This window comes from Siphonobacter aquaeclarae (assembly GCF_900103285.1).
Classification (GTDB): domain Bacteria; phylum Bacteroidota; class Bacteroidia; order Cytophagales; family Spirosomataceae; genus Siphonobacter; species Siphonobacter aquaeclarae.
The window spans coordinates 501,379-519,263 of sequence record NZ_FNGS01000001.1; the positions used below are offsets into that span (position 1 = coordinate 501,379).

10 protein-coding genes are annotated in these 17,885 nt (G+C 56.0%); 3 read left to right on the forward strand and 7 right to left on the reverse strand.

What is annotated here, in order from left to right; translation table 11 throughout:
* Positions 1–34 precede the first annotated feature (34 nt).
* Together BLR09_RS01870 and BLR09_RS01875 are read left to right on the forward strand one after the other, a co-directional pair.
* Entirely contained in the window at positions 35–367 is a 333-nt protein-coding gene (locus BLR09_RS01870; RefSeq protein ID WP_093196945.1) for a PadR family transcriptional regulator, read from the forward strand.
* Positions 352–2,916 carry an ABC transporter permease gene (locus BLR09_RS01875; protein ID WP_093196950.1) on the forward strand — a complete coding sequence of 855 codons (2,565 nt, stop codon included), beginning with the start codon at positions 352–354 and terminating at the stop codon, positions 2,914–2,916. The genes BLR09_RS01870 and BLR09_RS01875 overlap by 16 nt, the downstream gene beginning before the upstream one ends.
* A 371-nt stretch (positions 2,917–3,287) precedes the next feature.
* Here BLR09_RS01875 and BLR09_RS01880 read toward each other — a convergent pair whose 3' ends face one another.
* The 3 genes from BLR09_RS01880 to BLR09_RS01890 all read right to left on the reverse strand — a co-directional run bounded on the left by BLR09_RS01880 (position 3,288) and on the right by BLR09_RS01890 (position 7,643).
* Positions 3,288–5,687, reverse strand: a complete 2,400-nt coding sequence (locus BLR09_RS01880; protein WP_093196954.1) for a TonB-dependent receptor — start codon at positions 5,685–5,687, stop codon at positions 3,288–3,290.
* A 145-nt stretch (positions 5,688–5,832) separates the two neighbouring features.
* Complete coding sequence (locus BLR09_RS01885) at positions 5,833–6,561, reverse strand: metallophosphoesterase family protein (RefSeq protein WP_093196958.1); 729 nt, start codon at positions 6,559–6,561, stop codon at positions 5,833–5,835.
* An 11-nt stretch (positions 6,562–6,572) separates the two neighbouring features.
* Positions 6,573–7,643, reverse strand: a complete 1,071-nt coding sequence (locus BLR09_RS01890) for a hypothetical protein (RefSeq protein ID WP_143010993.1) — start codon at positions 7,641–7,643, stop codon at positions 6,573–6,575.
* 251 nt (positions 7,644–7,894) lie between these two features.
* Here BLR09_RS01890 and ampC point away from each other — a divergent pair, with 251 nt between their 5' ends.
* Positions 7,895–9,028, forward strand: a complete 1,134-nt coding sequence (gene ampC / locus BLR09_RS01895; protein ID WP_093196965.1) for a class C beta-lactamase — start codon at positions 7,895–7,897, stop codon at positions 9,026–9,028.
* 65 nt (positions 9,029–9,093) lie between these two features.
* Here the strand turns inward: ampC and BLR09_RS01900 are convergent, their stop codons facing one another.
* The 4 genes from BLR09_RS01900 to BLR09_RS01915 are packed head-to-tail and all read right to left on the reverse strand — an operon-like array spanning position 9,094 to position 17,844.
* Positions 9,094–11,502, reverse strand: a complete 2,409-nt coding sequence (locus tag BLR09_RS01900; RefSeq protein WP_093196968.1) for an outer membrane protein assembly factor BamB family protein — start codon at positions 11,500–11,502, stop codon at positions 9,094–9,096.
* A gap of 49 nt (positions 11,503–11,551) precedes the next feature.
* Complete coding sequence (locus tag BLR09_RS01905; RefSeq protein ID WP_093196972.1) at positions 11,552–13,318, reverse strand: RagB/SusD family nutrient uptake outer membrane protein; 1,767 nt, start codon at positions 13,316–13,318, stop codon at positions 11,552–11,554.
* 1 nt (position 13,319) lies between these two features.
* A complete protein-coding gene (locus BLR09_RS01910) occupies positions 13,320–16,859 on the reverse strand; it encodes a SusC/RagA family TonB-linked outer membrane protein (RefSeq protein ID WP_176785409.1) in 3,540 nt (1,179 codons plus the stop codon).
* A 34-nt stretch (positions 16,860–16,893) separates the two neighbouring features.
* The gene (locus BLR09_RS01915; RefSeq protein WP_093196976.1) at positions 16,894–17,844 is read right to left on the reverse strand and encodes a FecR family protein; all 951 of its coding nucleotides are present in this window, start codon (positions 17,842–17,844) and stop codon (positions 16,894–16,896) included.
* Positions 17,845–17,885 lie beyond the last annotated feature (41 nt).

The following is a 17,885-nucleotide window of genomic DNA, read 5'->3' on the forward strand; positions in this document are numbered from 1 at the left end:
TTTACATTTATGAAAGAAATAAATCCTTTAAACCATGAAAGGTCTATATCTCGGTGAATTGGAGGAACTTATCCTCCTCGCCGTCTGCTGCCTGGGCACAGAGGCATATGGCGTGGCCATTGCGGACGTCCTGGCCGCGCAAACCGGTCGCGATGTACACATCAGCGCCGTCCATACCGTCCTCTACCGCCTGGAAGAAAAAGGATTTCTCCGGTCTGAGCTGGGCGGTGCGACTGCGCTCCGCGGCGGACGCCGCAAGCGTCTCTTCGACATTACAACCGCCGGCAAAAAGGCCCTCCGCGAAACCCGCGACATCCGAAATGCTTTCTGGAACCGCATACCTGCGCTTGTATGGGAAATCGCCTGACACCGCCCCGCTGGGCCAATGCCCTCCTCACTCTGTTTTTCAATCCCCGGGAAAGAGAAGAAATCGAAGGAGATTTGCTCGAACTCTTTGAGCGCAGGGCTGAAGAGCGAAACGTTACGTATGCACGTATCCGTTATGCGAGGGATGTTTTCTCGTTTTTGTCACCTTTCCGGCGGAAACGAACGATCGGGCCGTTGTATGAGCCCGAAAAAAAAGCGAAAACATCGCTGCTGCAAGCCCATTACTGGCATCTGGCGGTACGTTCGCTGCTCCGGCGAAAAGTGACGGCGTTCGTTCAGGTAAGCGGACTGGCCGTCGGCCTGGCTGCCGGACTGGTCCTGTTTCTGCTGGTGGATTACCTCTTCAGCTTCGACCGGTATCACCCAAATGCAGCCCGTATCGCCTGGGTTGTGACCGACGTAAAGCGCGAAAATACCGTCGAAACGGATGCGACGCCGCGGCCGTTGGGGGAGGCGCTCCGGCAGGATTATTCCCTGGTCGAAGATGCGGTTCGTCTCGAAACGTTGTTCGGAAAGGTACTTTCCGTCGGTGCCAACCGCTTCGAGGAATCCCGGAATATTTGCCTGACGGAGCCGTCGTACCTCCGGGTTTTTGACGTCCGGTGGCAGGCGGGAGATCGCATGCGCGCACTTTCCCGCCCGGCAGAGGTAGTCCTCAGCGAACGGTATGCAGCCAAGTATTTCGGGAAAACGAATCCGCTTGGTAAGACGATCCGTCTGGATGGTAAAACGGACCTGACCGTTACCGGCATTATCGGCAACCCACCCTCCAATACCCAGCTGCGTTTCGACGCACTGATATCGCTGGCTACGGTACCGGAACTTTCTCCCGACTGGAGCCGCCTCCGTTCGATGTGTTTTGTGCTGCTACGGGAAGGAGCCCGGATACAGGATCTTCAAGCAGCGTTTCCCCTGCTCGAAAAAAAATACCAGGCCGGGGACGGCACCTTCCGCTTCCGCGCACTGCCTCTTTCCGATCTGTGTCATGAGCGAAGCGGACCGGCGCCGAGGCCTTTGCTGTACGCTATCATGGCGATGGGCGTACTGCTGGTTGTGTCTGCCTGCCTCAATTTTGTAAACATTGCTACCGCACAGTCGCTCCGTCGCGGCCGGGAGATCGGTATCCGGAAGGCTTCCGGAAGTTCCAGGCGGCAACTGATTCTTCAGTTTATGACAGAAACGGTCTTACTGACTGCTATTGTAGCCGTTCTGGCTCTGTTTCTGGCCGAGGCCGTGCTACCGTTCCTGAACCGGGCGCTGCACATGCTGGGCGCTGACCTGTCGGTGAGCCATTTACTCCGCGCGCGCCCTTTTTCCTGGTTTATACTTCTCCTCGTCGGAATAACGTTGCTGGCGGGAGGATATCCGGCCTGGATTCAATCCGGCTTCAACGTATCCGACTCGCTGAAAAACAGGCTCACCTACCGGCAGGCAGGTCGGCTATCGGTCCGGAAAGCATTGGTTGTCACGCAGTTTTTTATCACGCTGTTTTTCCTGATCGGTATTCTGGCCGTGTGGCGGCAATTGAGTTTCATGCAGCAGTCGGATCTGGGCTTTCGGACGCAGTCCATCGCGCTGATTCCGGCTCCGTCCCGGCCGGAAACCCTCCAGCGTGAGCTGGCAGGCCTGCCCGGCGTAACGGGCGTCAGTTTATGTGATCAGGCGCCGGCATCCTTTCAACTGGAGCAGACACCGTTCACGTTCGGATCACGGACCAGCCCCGAAAAAGCGGGAACGCAATTGCGGGTGGGCGACCACAACTACCTCCCCGTCTTTGGCCTCCGGTTACGTGCCGGCAGGAATTTGACGTCGGGCGATAGCACGGAAGTACTGGTCAACGAGAGCTTCGTCCGCGCGCTGGGAATGACGGCCGACGGCGTTCTCCGCCAGCGAATGCGCGTAATGGGCTGGGAAAAACGCATTGTGGGCGTGGTCGCCGACTTCCGTTCGGCGCCCTTCCGCGAGCCGGTCCGTCCGCTGACGATTCTGAATGATACCCGCTTCGCCAAACAGGCGGCTGTGGCGTCCGGCAGAAATAGTATGCCTGAAATCGAGGCACATTGGCGCCACCTGTATCCGGAGGGTATTTTTCGCTCCACACCTGTTGAAGACCTCATCGCCGGATTCTATACCACCGAAAATGTACTCTTCGCCATAACACGCATACTCGGCCTGATTGCTTTGTTTACTTCCTGCCTGGGGTTATATGGGCTGGTGCGGTTTGTTGCGGAAGCGCGGAAGAAGGAAATAGGTGTCCGGAAAATTCTCGGTGCATCCACCGGGCAGGTATTGTGGCTTTTCGGAAAGGAATTTGGCCGGCTCACCCTCATCGGATTCGCCCTGGCGGCACCGCTGGCCGGCTGGCTGATGAATAAATGGCTGGAAGGCTACGCATACCGGATTCCCTTACAGGCTGGCCTCTTTGCTACTGCGCTGGGTATCGTCTGCGTGCTGGCGTTCCTGACCGTCGGTGGCGTCGCGTGGCGCACCGCGAAGAGGAATCCGGCTGAGGCGTTGAAGACGGAGTGAGGGGGTTGAGAGAGTTTAGAGTTTAGGGTTGGTGACGGGGGATGGCTATAGTTTAGCCCCTTATGCTTTATTATCAGCGCAGCAGTAGGCTCAGCCTACCAACTAAAAAATGCGTAGCGGATGCTACGCACGGCGGCAGGCGGATTCGGTAGTAGCTACCACGCAACAATACCTGACTCCAAACCCTCCACTATACGGACAGATTTAGTGGGAAAGAGCGGAAGCACGTCGCGGTAGGCTCAGCCTACCAACTAAAAAGTGCGTAGCGGATGCTACGCACGGCGGCAGGCGGATTCGGCAGTAGCTATCACGCAACAATGCCTGACTCCAAACCCTAAACTCTAAACCCTCAACTCCAAACCCTAAACTCCCTAAAACTCCCCTTCCGCCGACTCCTTCACCTTCTTTTTCGCCTGGCGGAGGCGGTAGTTAAACGTCAGGTTGATCTGGCGGAGACGGCCCTGGGAATTATTCTCTGTGTAGAAGTTGTCTCCCTGGGTGATGGTCCGGAAGCGGCGCGAGTTGAAGACGTCGAGGACGTTGAGCGTGATCGTTCCGTTGTTTTTGAGGACGTCTTTGCTGACGGCGATATCGAGCGTCGCAATCGCCTTCCGCTTTCCCTGCGGCGTCTGCTGAGGGGCTTCGTAGTTTCCTCTCAACTGGAAATCCGTCCCCTGCAAAATCGTAAAGCGGGACGTCGCACGCGCAAACCAGCTATAGGTATCGGCCTTGTAACCCGTATCGAGGTTGGCGCCGTCGGTAATGGCCCGGAAGAAGTTCAAACTTCCGTCCAGCTTCCACCATTTGAAAAAAGCATAGGAACTGGTGAATTCGGCACCGAATGAATTTTCGGTCGCGAGGTTTTCCGGTCGTGTACGGGCATTGCCGTTCTCATCCACCTGCCGGATCCGGACGATTTTCCCGTCGGTATGCCGGTAGTACACCGACGATGTAAACGATCCCTTCTCGAAATACTTGATATGCCCGAACTCAAACGCGTTCGTAAACTCAGGATTCAGATCGGGGTTCCCGCTCCAATAATTCCGGCTGTCGCTATAGGTCATGAACGGGCTGAGGTCGTTGTACTGCGGGCGGCGGACGCGGCGACTGTAGCTCAACTGCAACGCGTTTTGCCGGGGCAGGTCGTAAGTCACGTGTACGCTCGGGAACAGGTTGGCGTAATGCCGGGGATTCACATCGTTGGTCTGCTTGAGCGTAGTTGTTACGTTCGTCCATTCCGCCCGGAGACCTGCCTGAAAGGAAAAGCGGCTGACTTTGTTGCCAAGTATTCCATAGAGCGCGTGAATCTGCTCATCGTAAACGAAATTATTGGTCAGACCGGCAATCGGATCCCAGCCACCGGATTCGTTTTGCTGGGTAACAGCATAGTCGTTCGTCATCTTCCGGAAGCTGGTACGCCCGCCTAATTCAAGCTTTCCGTCTTTGGCAAACGGCCGGACGTAGTCTACCTGGCCGAGCCATTGCTTCTCCGTCTCATCGTTGAGCGAATGCTGGAGTATACCGGCAGCGGCCGGCGTACCGTCCGGCTTCGTGGTTTTCTGGGTGAAATATTGGTCGGAACTTTCCCAGTTATCCAGAAAACGAACATCAGCGGAAAGCTCATGCCCCTGTCGAGCAAAGGTCTTTTTATAGGTCAGCGCGTATTCGGAGTTAGGCTCCGTTTCGGTTTCGTCCTGGGTACGGTAGGTCGTGCCGGTGGGCTTCGACAGGTTAAACAGGTAATCCTGGTACCGGATATCCGAAAACCGCTTTCCCTTGCTGATCCGGTAGGTATAGGACGCCGTCAGGATGTTCTTTTCGTCGAAATAATAGTCCAGACCTGCCCGGGCATTGTTGTACATACCCTTGAGGTGGTTGGTGGAATGCTGCTGGGTAACAAACGTACTGTCGTTCCGGTACACTTCCTGGTACTGGTCGCTCCGTCCGGGAGTATTCCGGTACGACATGGAGTAGTTGACGAAGAAATTCAGGTTTTTCCGGCGGTAATTGACGTTGGCCGCCGCCCCGTAATTCGTCGGATACCCGGTGATGATGTCGAATGAACCGTTGAATCCTTCTTTTTTTTCCTTTTTGAGGACGATGTTGATGATACCGCCCATCCCCTCCGCTTCATACCGGGCCGAAGGGTTCGTGATGACTTCGATACGCTCCACGGCGCTTCCCTGCAATTGCTGCAAACCGCTGCCGCCTTTGATACTCACCAGCCCGGACGGCTTCCCGTCGATCAGGATACGTACCGCGCTGCTGCCACGGAGACTCACATTTCCCTCCACATCCACGGCTACAGACGGCACGTTGCTGAGAATGTCCGACGCCGTACCTCCGGCGTTCGCCAGGTCTTTTCCGACATGGAAGACTTTCTTGTCGAGCGTCATTTCCATCGAACTCTTTTCCGCCTGAACAACTACTTCATCCAGGTTATTGGCAGAAGGCTTCAGCGAAATCACACCCAGATCCACCGCCTGCTTCTGAACCTGTATTACGTTGGTTTTCAATGGCTGATAGCCCACAAACTCCAGCAATGCATAATACGATCCGGTAGCCGCCTTCAGCGTAAAGTTCCCCTTCTCGTCGGTTACGGCGCCGGTCACCAGCGATTGATCCGCCTGTCGGAACAGGCGCACGCTGGCAAAGGGCAGCACCGCGCCCGATTGGGCGTCGGTGACGTTACCGGTAATCCTAGATTGCGCGAGAGACACGCCGGCGGTCAGCAATACCGCACAGCAACTGGCAAGTAAAAAACGAATCATTTCAGACGATTTTGCAGGAATGGCCAACCAAACCCGCGGTTCAGAGGTAATACCTGCAAAATAACATGGAAAAACCCGGAAACCCGCTAGGGTAACCGGGTTTTGACAGGACGGGGCGGGACGGTCGTTCTTATATACCTATTCGTCAGTTATCCAGGAAAAAGTCGGCGTAAAAGTCCGGAATAGGGCTTTTGCGGATGGCGTTGACCAACGTTCCGACGTCATAGCTCAGTTTGATTATTTCCGGGCGAATACCGGCTTCAGTGATCTCCAGGATTGCATAACAGGCCTTCCGATCCGGCTCTTTGCTGCGGCCCACTGAACCGCAATTGACGAGTACAGTCTCCTGAAACGACTGGATATAAGACACATGCGTATGTCCCATTACCAGCATAGCGGCCTCCCGTTGCCGTAAAAATGCAAGAATATCCGCTTTCGGATCGCGTTCGTATACATAAGTATCGTTGCTCCAGGGACTGGCGTGTACGAGTAGTATACGCTTCGCCTTCTCCCCGATCCGGAATACAATTTCCAGCTGAAACGGCAACTGCGCCAGCCAGGCTTTGTTTTCGGTAGTGACGGTATGCTTACTCTGTGCGATAGCTTCGAACCGGCTACCGGTCTCGACGGCGTCATGATGTGACAGCGGAAAAACGGGGAGATCAAACGCGATCCGCTCGTCGTGATTTCCCAGCAAACACGGAATTTTCCGGTTCCGGAACAGCGATATTACTTCGTTTCCATACGGCGCGAAATCCACAAGGTCGCCGAGGCAGTATACCTGCTCAATCTTCCTGGCTTCGATATCGGCCAGCACCGCTTCCAGCGCCGGCAAATTGGCATGGACATCACTGATAATGGCAATCTGTATCACACAACCTGTTTTTATTCAATACGGACAATGGAATACGGCGTTTGGTTCAGCTGGCGTACTTTTCCGTTGACAGGAATCTGCGCCCTGTCCTCGTCGTGAATCACCATCAGATGCCGGGCGTCGGTGAAGGTCAGGTCTTCACCTTTATGGCGAAACCGCAGCGGCTGACCTGCGTCGTCCCGGACGGGCGTCAGCTTACCTGCCCTGAATTCTTCCAGCGTCGCCGTCCACAAAAACGACGCCAGGTCGCTGCCTTTTTCATAGGATGTCAGTATCCAGAACCGGTTACGGTGCGGATCAAATTCAATACTCGAAATCGCAAGCGGTTCAGGTAATCCGGGTTCTGAGACGTGTATGTCTGCTACGACCGACCAATCGTTCGCCAGCGCCAGGCTATCCCCGTAAAACCGGTATCCGACGCTTACTACCTTGATTTTGTGGGTAAAGTCGTCGTATTTCTTCCCTTCTTCGCGGATACCCCAGTAGAGCCTGTCCTTCGTAGCGGTAAGTCCTTCGGTTTTGAAATAGGGCACACCATCCGGAAACGCGGGGCCGGCCAGTACTTTCGAGAAAGCACTGCGAAGGCCGACCGATGTCTCGCCTCCATACATTTTCGCCTTCGCAGCTTCGCCCATTGGCCAGTATATCAGGCAGTTGTAATTATCCCAGGAAGTACTTCCAGGCCTGACGCGGTCGAAGCCCGTCGTCAGCAGCACGTGTTTGTTATCCGGCGTGCGGGCAAACTCTTCAAACTTGGTTGCCTTTTTCAGGACGGGATTGATCAGCGCCCCGCCCCGCCGGAGGGTATCGGGCCTTCCGTTTTCGAGCCGCCAGACGAATATGGACGACCGCTCTCCGGGAATATCCTTGTCGCTCGCCACCAGCACCGACTGCCCGTCAAACAAAATTGCGGAGCCTTCACATGTAACCGGACTTCCGTCGGCATTGGCGAGCCCGTTTTCAAAACAATCGAGTAGTCCTTCCTGAACAATCTGCGCACGGATCGTCCCCGAAGTCCGGGGCGAAGTCACCTTGCAGGCAGAAAAAATCAACAGAGGGAGAAAGGGCAGTAACTTTTTCATATTGGCACGATTTACCCCGCAAACATCGCCCATCTGGCTCCGAAAAGCTATGTTTTCGGGGTCAAGTGGTCCAAAAACGGGGTTTTTCCCCTGATTTGAACGGATGTCCGATCAGTGTATTCCTGCCCAACCGTTGCATAAGAATTCGCCGCTTCCGCTCGTTACAGATTGACAGCCTCCTCGTTTTGAGGTAGTTTCGAATCATTCACTTCCCGTTCACCGGCGCCGCCGCGCCGCATTCTGAATCATATATGGTACATCGCCCGTTGTTGCTCTTTTTAACGTTTGTTACTTCCCTTGTTTACGGACAATCGCCGCTTCAGGAAAAAATCGATCCGATCATCCGGCCGCTGATGGAGGAGTACGGCATTCCCGGTATGATCGTCGGCATTACGGTCGACGGAAAGCACCAGTTCTACACCTATGGCGTCGCTTCCAAAGAAACCGGGCAGCCGGTCTCTCCCAAAACGCTCTTCGAAGTAGGTTCGATCAGCAAAACCTTCACTGCTACACTCGCCGCGTTTGCGGAGACGACGAATCACCTGCGCCTGACCGATCCCGTCAGCAAATACCTCCCTGCGCTGAAAGGCACCGCTTTCGACCAGATATCGCTCATTCAGGCGGGTACGCATACCACCGGCGGACTGCCCCTCCAGGTTCCGGATGAGGTTCGCGATGAAACGCAGCTAACAGAATATCTCCGGAACTGGAAACCTGCCCATACGCCGGGAACCTTCCGGTCGTATTCCAACCCCGGAACAGGGGTATTCGGTCGCGCCGCCGCCGCTGCGCTCAAGCTGCCTTTTGACGACGCTATGGAGAAAAAACTACTTCCCCAGCTCGGCATGCGCCATACCTATGTACGCGTTCCGGAAACCGAAATGGAAAAGTATGCACAAGGGTATAACTCGAAAAACGAGCCGGTACGGGTGAATCCAGGCCCGTTCGCATCGGAAGCATATGGCATCAAAACAGACGCGGAAGATTTACTCCGCTACGTGGATATTCAGCTTTTTGTGACGCCTGTCAATGCCAAACTGACCCGCGCGATTACGAATACGCATGTCGGCTATGTATCGCTGGGAGGCATGACGCAGGACTTGATGTGGGAACAATACGCCTGGCGGGCCGATCTGCCGACATTGCTCGCAGGCAATTCCCCCACCGTCGCGCTCGAACAACACCCTGTAACGCAACAGAATCCGCCAATAGCCCCCGGGCCCAATGTCTGGATCAACAAAACCGGCTCCACCAACGGCTTTGGCGGGTATGTAGTCTTTATTCCGGCGTTGAAAACGGGCGTCGTCATCCTCGCCAACAAGAGCTATCCCAACCAGGCCCGCGTCGCAGCGGCGCATGCCATCTTCGCGCAGCTGAGTCCCTGAAAAGGAACAGGCCCGGATTCTCCCGAAAGAGAACCGGGCCCGTTACCCGAACAAAACCAGATACACTATTCTACAGAAAAGGCGTGGACATTGCCGGAAAAGTCAGAGACATAGACCTGCTTGCCTACGACAGCCGGTGTCGAAAATACCGGCGCGCCAAGATTGATTTTTTGAATAATATGTCCATCGGCCAGCGATACGGCGTAGAAATACCCGTCTGACGCGCCAAACAGTACTGTTTTGCCTGTCACAACCGGAGACGCCTCGACACTGGCTTCCTTCTTTTTGTTGTATGGGACGGTGTAAAAAAGCGGTGCGCCGGTGGCTGCCTGCCAGGTGATTTTACCCGTCGAAGCTTCAATCGCCACCAAACCGCCGTCGCTCGAACCCGTCAGCAGCAGGTTGTCAACCACGATCGGCGCGGACGCCGCATGGAAATGAACGGGTAGTTTGAACTGCCGGACAATTTCTCCTGTCTTCGGTGACAGCGCGTAATACGTTTCCGTCGAAAACAGGTGAAACAGCCCTCCCTGATACGTCGCCGATCCATCCCGGAAACGCAGGCTGTTGTCTTCGTGCTTCCAGAGGAGCTTGCCCGTTGCCGCGTCGTTTCCGTACAAACCACGCCAGTGCGCAGACGAAACGAGGACGCCGTCGCCCACCGTGAGCGTCGATGAAGTACCCTCGCCACCGTGCCAGCCGCCGCCTTTCCAGATTTCGGCGCCGTCGCTTGTTTTCAATGCCTTCAGGCCATTGCCCATGCCGGTGAATACCACGCCATTTTCCGAGCAGATACCGCTGACAAACGCCGGCAGGAATCCCATTGACGAGGCGCTTTTCCAGAGGAGTTTCCCGTCCGCGATATTCAAAGCATAGGTAATGCCATATGAATCCGTAGCGATGACGGCGTTTCCATCAACCGTCAGGCTGTTTTTCACAGAATTTTCCGTCTTGAACCGCCAGGCTTCACGGCCGGTTTGAAGATCAAACCCGACAATACCCTGTTTTTCCAGGTTCGAATCGTCGATTGTGGCTGTCACCAGGTATCCGTTCCGGACTACCGGCGATGTCATGAAGGTTTCGCCGCCTGCATGGGCAGTCCAGAGATGGCGCCATGCACCGGTCGGCTGGTTTGGCAGCGCATCGTGCGCGGCATTGCCCCGCAGTCCTTTCCATTCACCGGAAGATACCTGCTCGTTGTCGCTCTGAATAGAAAAGGTACTCCCGCGATTGACCTTCGCACCGTTTTTCAACGTGCCGCTGAGGCGGACGGAATAGTCTCCCGGCGCGAGCGCTGACGGCAAGGTTGCCTGCCAATTCCAAGAAGATTGTTGTTTCAGAACCACCTTCCCGGCTGGCTTACCGTTGCGTACAATTTCCGCCCGGAGCGAAGCATAAGGTGAATTCGTCTGGTAGGCGTTGACTGATAACAGATTCGCCGACCGGTTGGTCATACCCGGCATCGGAGAAACAAGCGTCAGTTGATCGGCGGCATAGCTATATCGGTTTTCCATCCTGATATTCCCCTGGGTATCAACGTCAAACACCTGAAAAACCGACGGCGAGTGATCAATGCCGCCTTTGTCAGGTGTGGAGGCGCAGATTGTCAGAACGTTCGTTCCCGGAATCGGGTACACGTGGTTGATATGCCAGTGCCCGTAAATAAAGGCTTTGGTATTGTAATCCAGGAAGTTGACGGAAGAGCCGTCCTTCGCTTTCAGTTCAAGTTTCTTTCCGTCTGACCAGAGGTCGTGGCTGAAAATAATCACCGGCTTTCCTTTCGGAATCACCGCCAGATCGGCCTTGATCCAGCGCACTACGTCTTCCGGAGTATACGACGGCCGGTGGTCTCCCGACAGCATCGGCGCAACTACAAAATGCACATTTCCCTTTTCAAATGAGTACATCACGGGTCCGAATAGCTCCTCATACAACCATTCGCCGCCGTAAGACCCTTTCAATAGGTCATGGTTACCGATGCCGTAGTAAACAGGCAGGCCCATGGTGGCAGTAGTGACGTTCTTCGCATGAAACCGCAACCCCGGCTCGTAGCAGATATCCCCCGTATGCATCAGAAAATCAGGGCGGTTATCCCGGTTATAGGCCTTGAGGTTGTCGATCCAGTCGCCATACTCCGCCGTTTCGGTATCGGCGATGTGCAAAAAGGAGATATTCTTTTTTCGGGGAATGGCTTTCAGACCGAATGAATAGTTCGTCACCCCCGGACGTACGGCCCGGAAAAACGAGTCGGCTGCGAAACCGTCCGGCACCGTAACCGTCAGAAAACGGGGCGTTTTTTCACTCGTCAACGAGTACCCGCCGTCCTGCGAGGTGAGGACTACCGAGCGGCCATCGGTGACGGCTACGCCTTTGAGCGGGCGGCCGTCGGCCAGTACTTTTCCGGAATAGACCGTCTGCCCTGAGGCCGAAAGCGCCATTCCCCAACACAACAGTAATCTGTAAATCAGCGACATAAGAAGTAAAGAGTAAATGGGAGAAGGAGCGGCCTTCTCCCATTCGGAGTTATTCCCAGCCCGACGGCTGGATCAGGTTCGGATTCAGCACCAGTTGCTGCAGCGGAATCGGTCTTGCGTAGTATTTCGGCTCGACAAACTGCCGCGGCTGGGACTTATCCTTCGTGAAAAGGATTTTCCCGGAAGTGCCGTTCGATAGATAAAAGGAGCCTTCGGTCAGATAATACTTTACCAGCTTCGCACGAATGGCTTCCGGAACCGACGCCAGGGGCTCTTCCTTGCCCTGCGCTTCGAGGATGGCGATGTCTTCCACACCGTCTCCGGTAACATCCAGCGCCCCGAGCGCCGGCACGTAAATACCCTGGCTGTTTTTCTCCAGCAGCTTGCCGGCTTTCCAGCGGAACAGGTCGTCATACCGGAAGCCCTCGCAGGCCAGCTCTACCCGCCGCTCCCGGCGGATTTCGAGGATCACGCCCTTGTTAGCGCCAGTGACACCGGGGTAAGCAACCGCCAGATAGGCATCCGGCGCGGCGTTGGCCGCGGCGAGATCCAGCTTCGGCATGCCTACACGGGTCCGGAGCAGGCCGACTGTCTTATCCAGATCGCTTTGCGTCAGGGTACCCAGCTCCGCTTTCGCCTCGGCATGAATGAGCAGTACTTCGCCGAAGCGGTAAATCGGGAGATCGGTGTAGTTGAGGTTCCAGCCTCCGCGAAGCGACGGATCGCGGGGATAGAATTTCACCTGCAGCAATCCACCGAAGCCGGGCTTGATGAGGTACGGTGCGTTGGTAGACGGCGTCGTCGAAAATCCCGGAGACATGATCGTTTCCGTCAGCCGCGGGTCCCGGTTTTTGAACATGTCGACGAAGGTCTTCGTCGCGTAGTTGGCCTGCGACGTGTATGGCGTTCCGTCAGCCATCAGAAACTCGTCAGCCAGTTGCCCGCTCAGCGCCCATTGCCAGTCGAGGACGGTATGGGTATTATTCGCGATACCGTTGCTCTGGCTGTTTTTCTGGAGGAAGATGACTTCCTTGTTCGCGTCGAGGTTGTTGCTGGTGAAAAGGCCGCGGTAGTCGGCCGAAAGCGCGAACCCGCCATCCGTCATGATAGTCAGAGAAGCCGATGCCGCCCGTTCGAGAAACGCCTGTGCAGTACCCTGCAGATTCAGTTCGGTGTGGTATTTCCGGTAGGTACCTTCGTGCAGGGCAGTACGGGCGAGGATCGTCAGCGCGGCCCAGCGGGTCACGCGGGTATTCGTTCCCGACGCCTGGATATTCGCAACGGCATATTCCAGGTCTTTCATCACCGAGTCTACGACTACCGTACGCGGATCTTTTGCCTTATACAGCAGCTTTTCATCACCGGTGCCGAGGACGGTCGAGTACCAGGGTACATCGCCGTACCGCTTCACCATGTCGTAGTAAAACAAGGCGCGGAAAAAACGGGCAATACCGGTGAAATGGCGAATCTGGGTGGGATCGCCTGTCGCCTGACCGACATTTTTCAGCATCAGGTTGATGCGGCGCAGGTCGCCCCAGTTGTTCCATCCGCCGACAGTCGCCGCCGTGATACCGCCACGGATCAGGTTATCCGTTTCGCTGGAGCCGGTATTGAGGGCGATGTTGTCGGAAAAAATATCCGAGTAATTCGCTCCGACAAAATTATAGAAGCCGTTGCTGTAGGTTTCCAGATCGCTCACCGACTTGAAGAACGTTTCTTCCGTGAGGGACGTCTTGGGGTCGCGCTGGAGGAAATCCTTGTCACAGGAAAACAATCCCGCGCCTGCCAGCATCAATAGGTAAAGTCTCCGTTTCATGTCAGAAATTGATGTTTAAACCCCAGGAATAGGTACGCTGGAAGGGATAAATGCTGCCGTCGAGCCCTTCGGGATCGAGGCGGGCTTTGAGATGTGAGACTTCAAACAGGTTTTCGCCGGAGAAATACACCCGGACGCGGTCCAAACCCACTTTCCGCGTCAGCGACGACGGCAGGGAATAGCCCAGCATCACGTTTTTCACGCGGAGGTATGCGGCGTTCTGCATGTACCGCGGGTTGGGAATCCCGAGTTCTTCCATGTTATCCTCGGCAGAATAGGCCTTGACGCGGGGGAAGTAGCCGTTCGGATTTTGAGGCGACCAATGGTCGAGGTTCAGCGTCGTCACGTTCGTCCACGGCTGCGAATAAATACCCCAGAAGTAGATCTGTGAAGCGCCGGGGTACCAGTCGCGCCGGCCGATGCCCTGCAGGAATACCCGGACGTCGAAGCCTTTCCAACCCGCAGAAAGATCGAAACTGTACGGCAGGCGGAGGCGGTTGTTCCCGATTTTGTGAAGATCTCCCGGATCGTCTACGGTCGACTTGCCGAAATTCACCGCGCCGTCGCCGTTCCGGTCTTTGAACTTGATATCGCCGACGTAGAACTGATAGCCCTGATCGTCGGTACCGACGGCTTTCTGATTGGCGTGATTTTTCAGCTCCTCTTCGTTCTGGAAGAAGCCCTCTACGTCGAGGCCCCAGATTTCGCCGATTTCCTGACCCACGTAATAGTTGCTCAGGGAGCGGGTGGGATTGTCGAACCGGGTGATCCAGGAACGGCTGTCGCCCAGGGCAAACGTCACGTTGTAGTAGAAGGGCGAATTTCCAAGGGTTCCGTTATCCCGCCAGCCGAGCTTCAGCTCCCAGCCTTTGGTTTTCAGGTCGCCGGCGTTGGTTTTAGGCGACGCTACGCCGAATACAGCAGGCAGCGTTTTTCCCGGAATGAGCATGTCTTTCGTAAACCGGGTGTATGCATCGAAGTTGATATTGAGGCGATTACGGAAAAAGGCCAGGTCAATACCACCGTTCACGGTCGATACTTTCTCCCAGGTAAGGCTGGAGGCAACAGCCGGCGGCTGATTAACCGTCAGCGGCGTTATGCCACCCAGCAGCTTCGACAGCGTCGTACTCGACATGATGGGAATGTAATCGTACTCGCCTACCGATGCCTGGTTCCCCAGCGCGCCATACGACGCCCGCAACTTCAGGAAATCCAGCTTCGCGCTTTGCTTGATACCTGCCAGAAAAGGCTCTTCGGAAACGACCCAGCCGGCGGAGGCCGATGGGAAGAAACCCCAGCGGTCATTTTTCGGGAAGCGGGATGAGCCGTCATATCGCCCGTTCAGCTCCACGAGGTACCGGTCTTTGAAGTTGTAGTTCAGCCGGTAAAAAAGTCCGCGGACAGCCCACTCGGTAATCGCTTCACTTTCCGTCATTGTCCCGGTACTGAGGTTGATACTCGGCAGGGTATTGGAAATCAGGGCATTCTTCCTAGCGGTGAAGGAATTGTAGTAGTTCGATTCCTGGTTGAACCCGGCGAGTACCTGCAGGTTATGCGCCCCGAATTTCTTGTAGACGTCGGTATAGACGTTCAGGACGTTGTACCGCGTTGCAATGTTGTTGTTCTGGGCATAGCTCGTCGTCGAACCGGTATACTGCACCGGGTTGACAGGTCCGGTACGGTAAGGCACCGGGATGTCAAAGGCGCGGGTGAGCGTCGATCCCCGGCGGAAGGTCATGTCCGCCCGCACGTCCCAGATACCCTTGATGACAGCGGCTTTTGCCGAAAACGTCGTCAGGAAGTCATTGAGCTGCATGTCTTTACGACCGCCCTGTTGCAGGCGCCCGAGCAGACTGCCCCCGGCCGAAGTCCAGCTGCCGTCCGGGTTTTTCGGGACATCGAGGGAAGCCGTACGGTTGACGTTCCAGAAAAAATCTCCGTCGAGAAATACCGGTGCATCGTAGTTACTGCTGGTCAGCAGCGTATTGTTGGAAAAGGTCAGCCAGGGCGTTACCTGCACATCCATTTTGCCGCGGACGTTGTAACGGTTGTAGACGTCGTTTCCATAGCGAAGCATCCCGTCCTGCCGGTAGTAATCACCGGAAAAGTAATAATTCAGTTTATCGGTTTTGCGCGACAGGCTGACGTTCGCATTGTACATCGGCGCCGAGTTGAAATAGGCTTCCTTCAGCCAATCCGTCGAACCGGTGTAAATCCAGGCGCTGTTCGGATTCGTAGGATCGGTCGTGACCGCAGGCAGGGAGGGATTTTTAGACCGCTCCCGTGCATATGCCTTCACGGCGTCGGGATAGAGGTTATAGAGGGGATAGGCCGCGTCGTGCTTGTACTCCATCACCATGAGCGGATCGGTGACGAGTTCCGGCAACTTGCCCACCGTACGAAAAGCCGTGTTGGCGTTGACCGATACGCTCAGCTTGTCGGATTTGGCAGATTTTGTGGTAATCAGCACCACTCCGAATGCCGCCCGCGCACCGTACACCGCCGCGGAAGAGGCATCTTTCAGCACCGTGACGCTCTCCACGTCGTTCGGGTTGAGGCGGGCCAGTTCATCGGCGCTGAACGGTACGTTGTCGACCAGCAACAGCGGCGAACCGCCGTTGATCGACGTAAACCCGCGGATGTTAAAGCTCGGCGCCGTACCTGCGCGCCCGCTGGGATTGGTGACGTTGAGGTTGGGAATAAGTCCCTGCAAACCGGCGCCGAGGTTGGTAATGGGCCGGCTTTCCAGCTGCTGGGCTGTTACCTGATCAACCGCGCCGGTCAGGTTCACTTTCTTTTGGGTACCGAATCCGACGACGACCACTTCGTTGAGACTACCATCTACCTGTTTCAGCCTGATTTTCAATTCAGAACGCGAATGGATCGTCACCTGCTGACTCGCAAAACCGACATACGAAATCTGCAGCACCGCGCCGACGCCCGGTACCTGAAGGGTAAAGCGCCCCTGGGCGTCGGTTGTGGTACCCTGCGTGGTTCCTTTGAGGGAAACGGTCGCTCCGTGAAGCGGCTCGCCGTTTTCGTCGGTCACCCGGCCCTGTGCGGGCCAGTCTTCCGCGAGTGTCGTCTGATACCCGAACTGATGCGCCCGGAGGGTCAGTACATCGGTTTCGGGCCGACTGACCGGGAGGGCGGACGTTTCCGCCTCCCGTATCTGGCTGACCGCCCGGTTCTTTTTCTGGGCAGCGGGCACGATGATGTAGTAATCGGTCCGCAGCTTCTCGAAGGTAAGGCCGTGGGGAGCCAGCAGGCCTTTCAGTGTTTCTTCGAGCGACTTGTCTTTCTGACCTTCGTTTCCTTCCGCCACTTCCTTTTCGACGAGGTCGTTCCGGTAGAGGAAAGTCACCCGGAATTTCTTTTCGATCCCTTTCAGCGCGTCCAGGAGCGTGTGTTTACGTCCCGGTATCGCCTTTATCCTGACCTGCTCCACCTTATGCGAGGAGGCCAGTAGCTGACCGTACATCTGAGGGGCAGGGCATAGCGCTGCCAGCACCAGGAAGCCCAGCGTCCGAATGTTGAACATGAGAATGGAAATGGTTTAGCAGTGTATACGTCAACTAGGGGTTGGCTTCGATGTGCAAGCGGTTTCCTTCTTGTGTGACAGAAAGCCCGAATACTTTTGAAAGGGCTTCCAACATGAGTTTTTTGTCGTTGGACGGGACCATACCGGAAAACCGTTCATCCAGGGGAACCCCTTTCCCCAAAGTAACGGTATATCCATACGTCGTCTCCAGAAGCGTGATCACGTCTTTCAGCGGGGCGCGGTCGAACGTGAGGAGATGATCCCTCCAGGAATCAAATACGGCGGTGTCTACCCGGCGCTGAAGGCGCGGCGCGGCCCCTGCACGGGTTTCCACCAGATCTCCCGGCTGAAGCGCCAGCGGCAGCGCCTCCGGGCGGGTCCGGAACCGGATCTTTCCGCTGTTGAGCACCACCCGGGTGAGCTCTTTCCGCGAGAAGACGTCAAATTCGGTCCCGACTACTTCTACACTCGACTGATCCGGCAAATGAACTGTAAACCGCTGGTGATCAACCGTATGCCGGACACTGAAAAAAGCTTCGCCCTCGACGGCCACTTCCCGTGGTTCGCCCTCCGGCCAGCGGCGGGCATAGGTCAGCGTGGTGTTTCCGTTGAGGCGCACAACCGAGCCGTCCGGCAGGGTTACGCGCTCCACCATGCCATAATCGCTGTGCACCGTGATGGTATCGTAATACCGGGCCTTCAGCCAGAAACCGGCGCCGGCAAGTAACAGAACGCCTGCACAGGCGGCAGCCAGCCGCCTCCAGCCGATCCGAACCGTCCGCCGGGAGAGCGTCCTTTCCCGGATGCCGGTCCAGATTCCGGGAGAAGACGCGGGGCTTTCGTCTTCCCAGGATCCGGCAAGGTCACGTTCCAGCTCCGCCTGGAGGGCATCGCGGCCTTCAGCAGTATCCAGCCATTGCAGCACGCGCGACGCTTCTTCCGGCGTGCACCCATCGGCGAGATATTTCTGAAGGAGCTGAATCATGCGGCTTACTTGCTTTTACTACCATTACACCGCCGGCATAG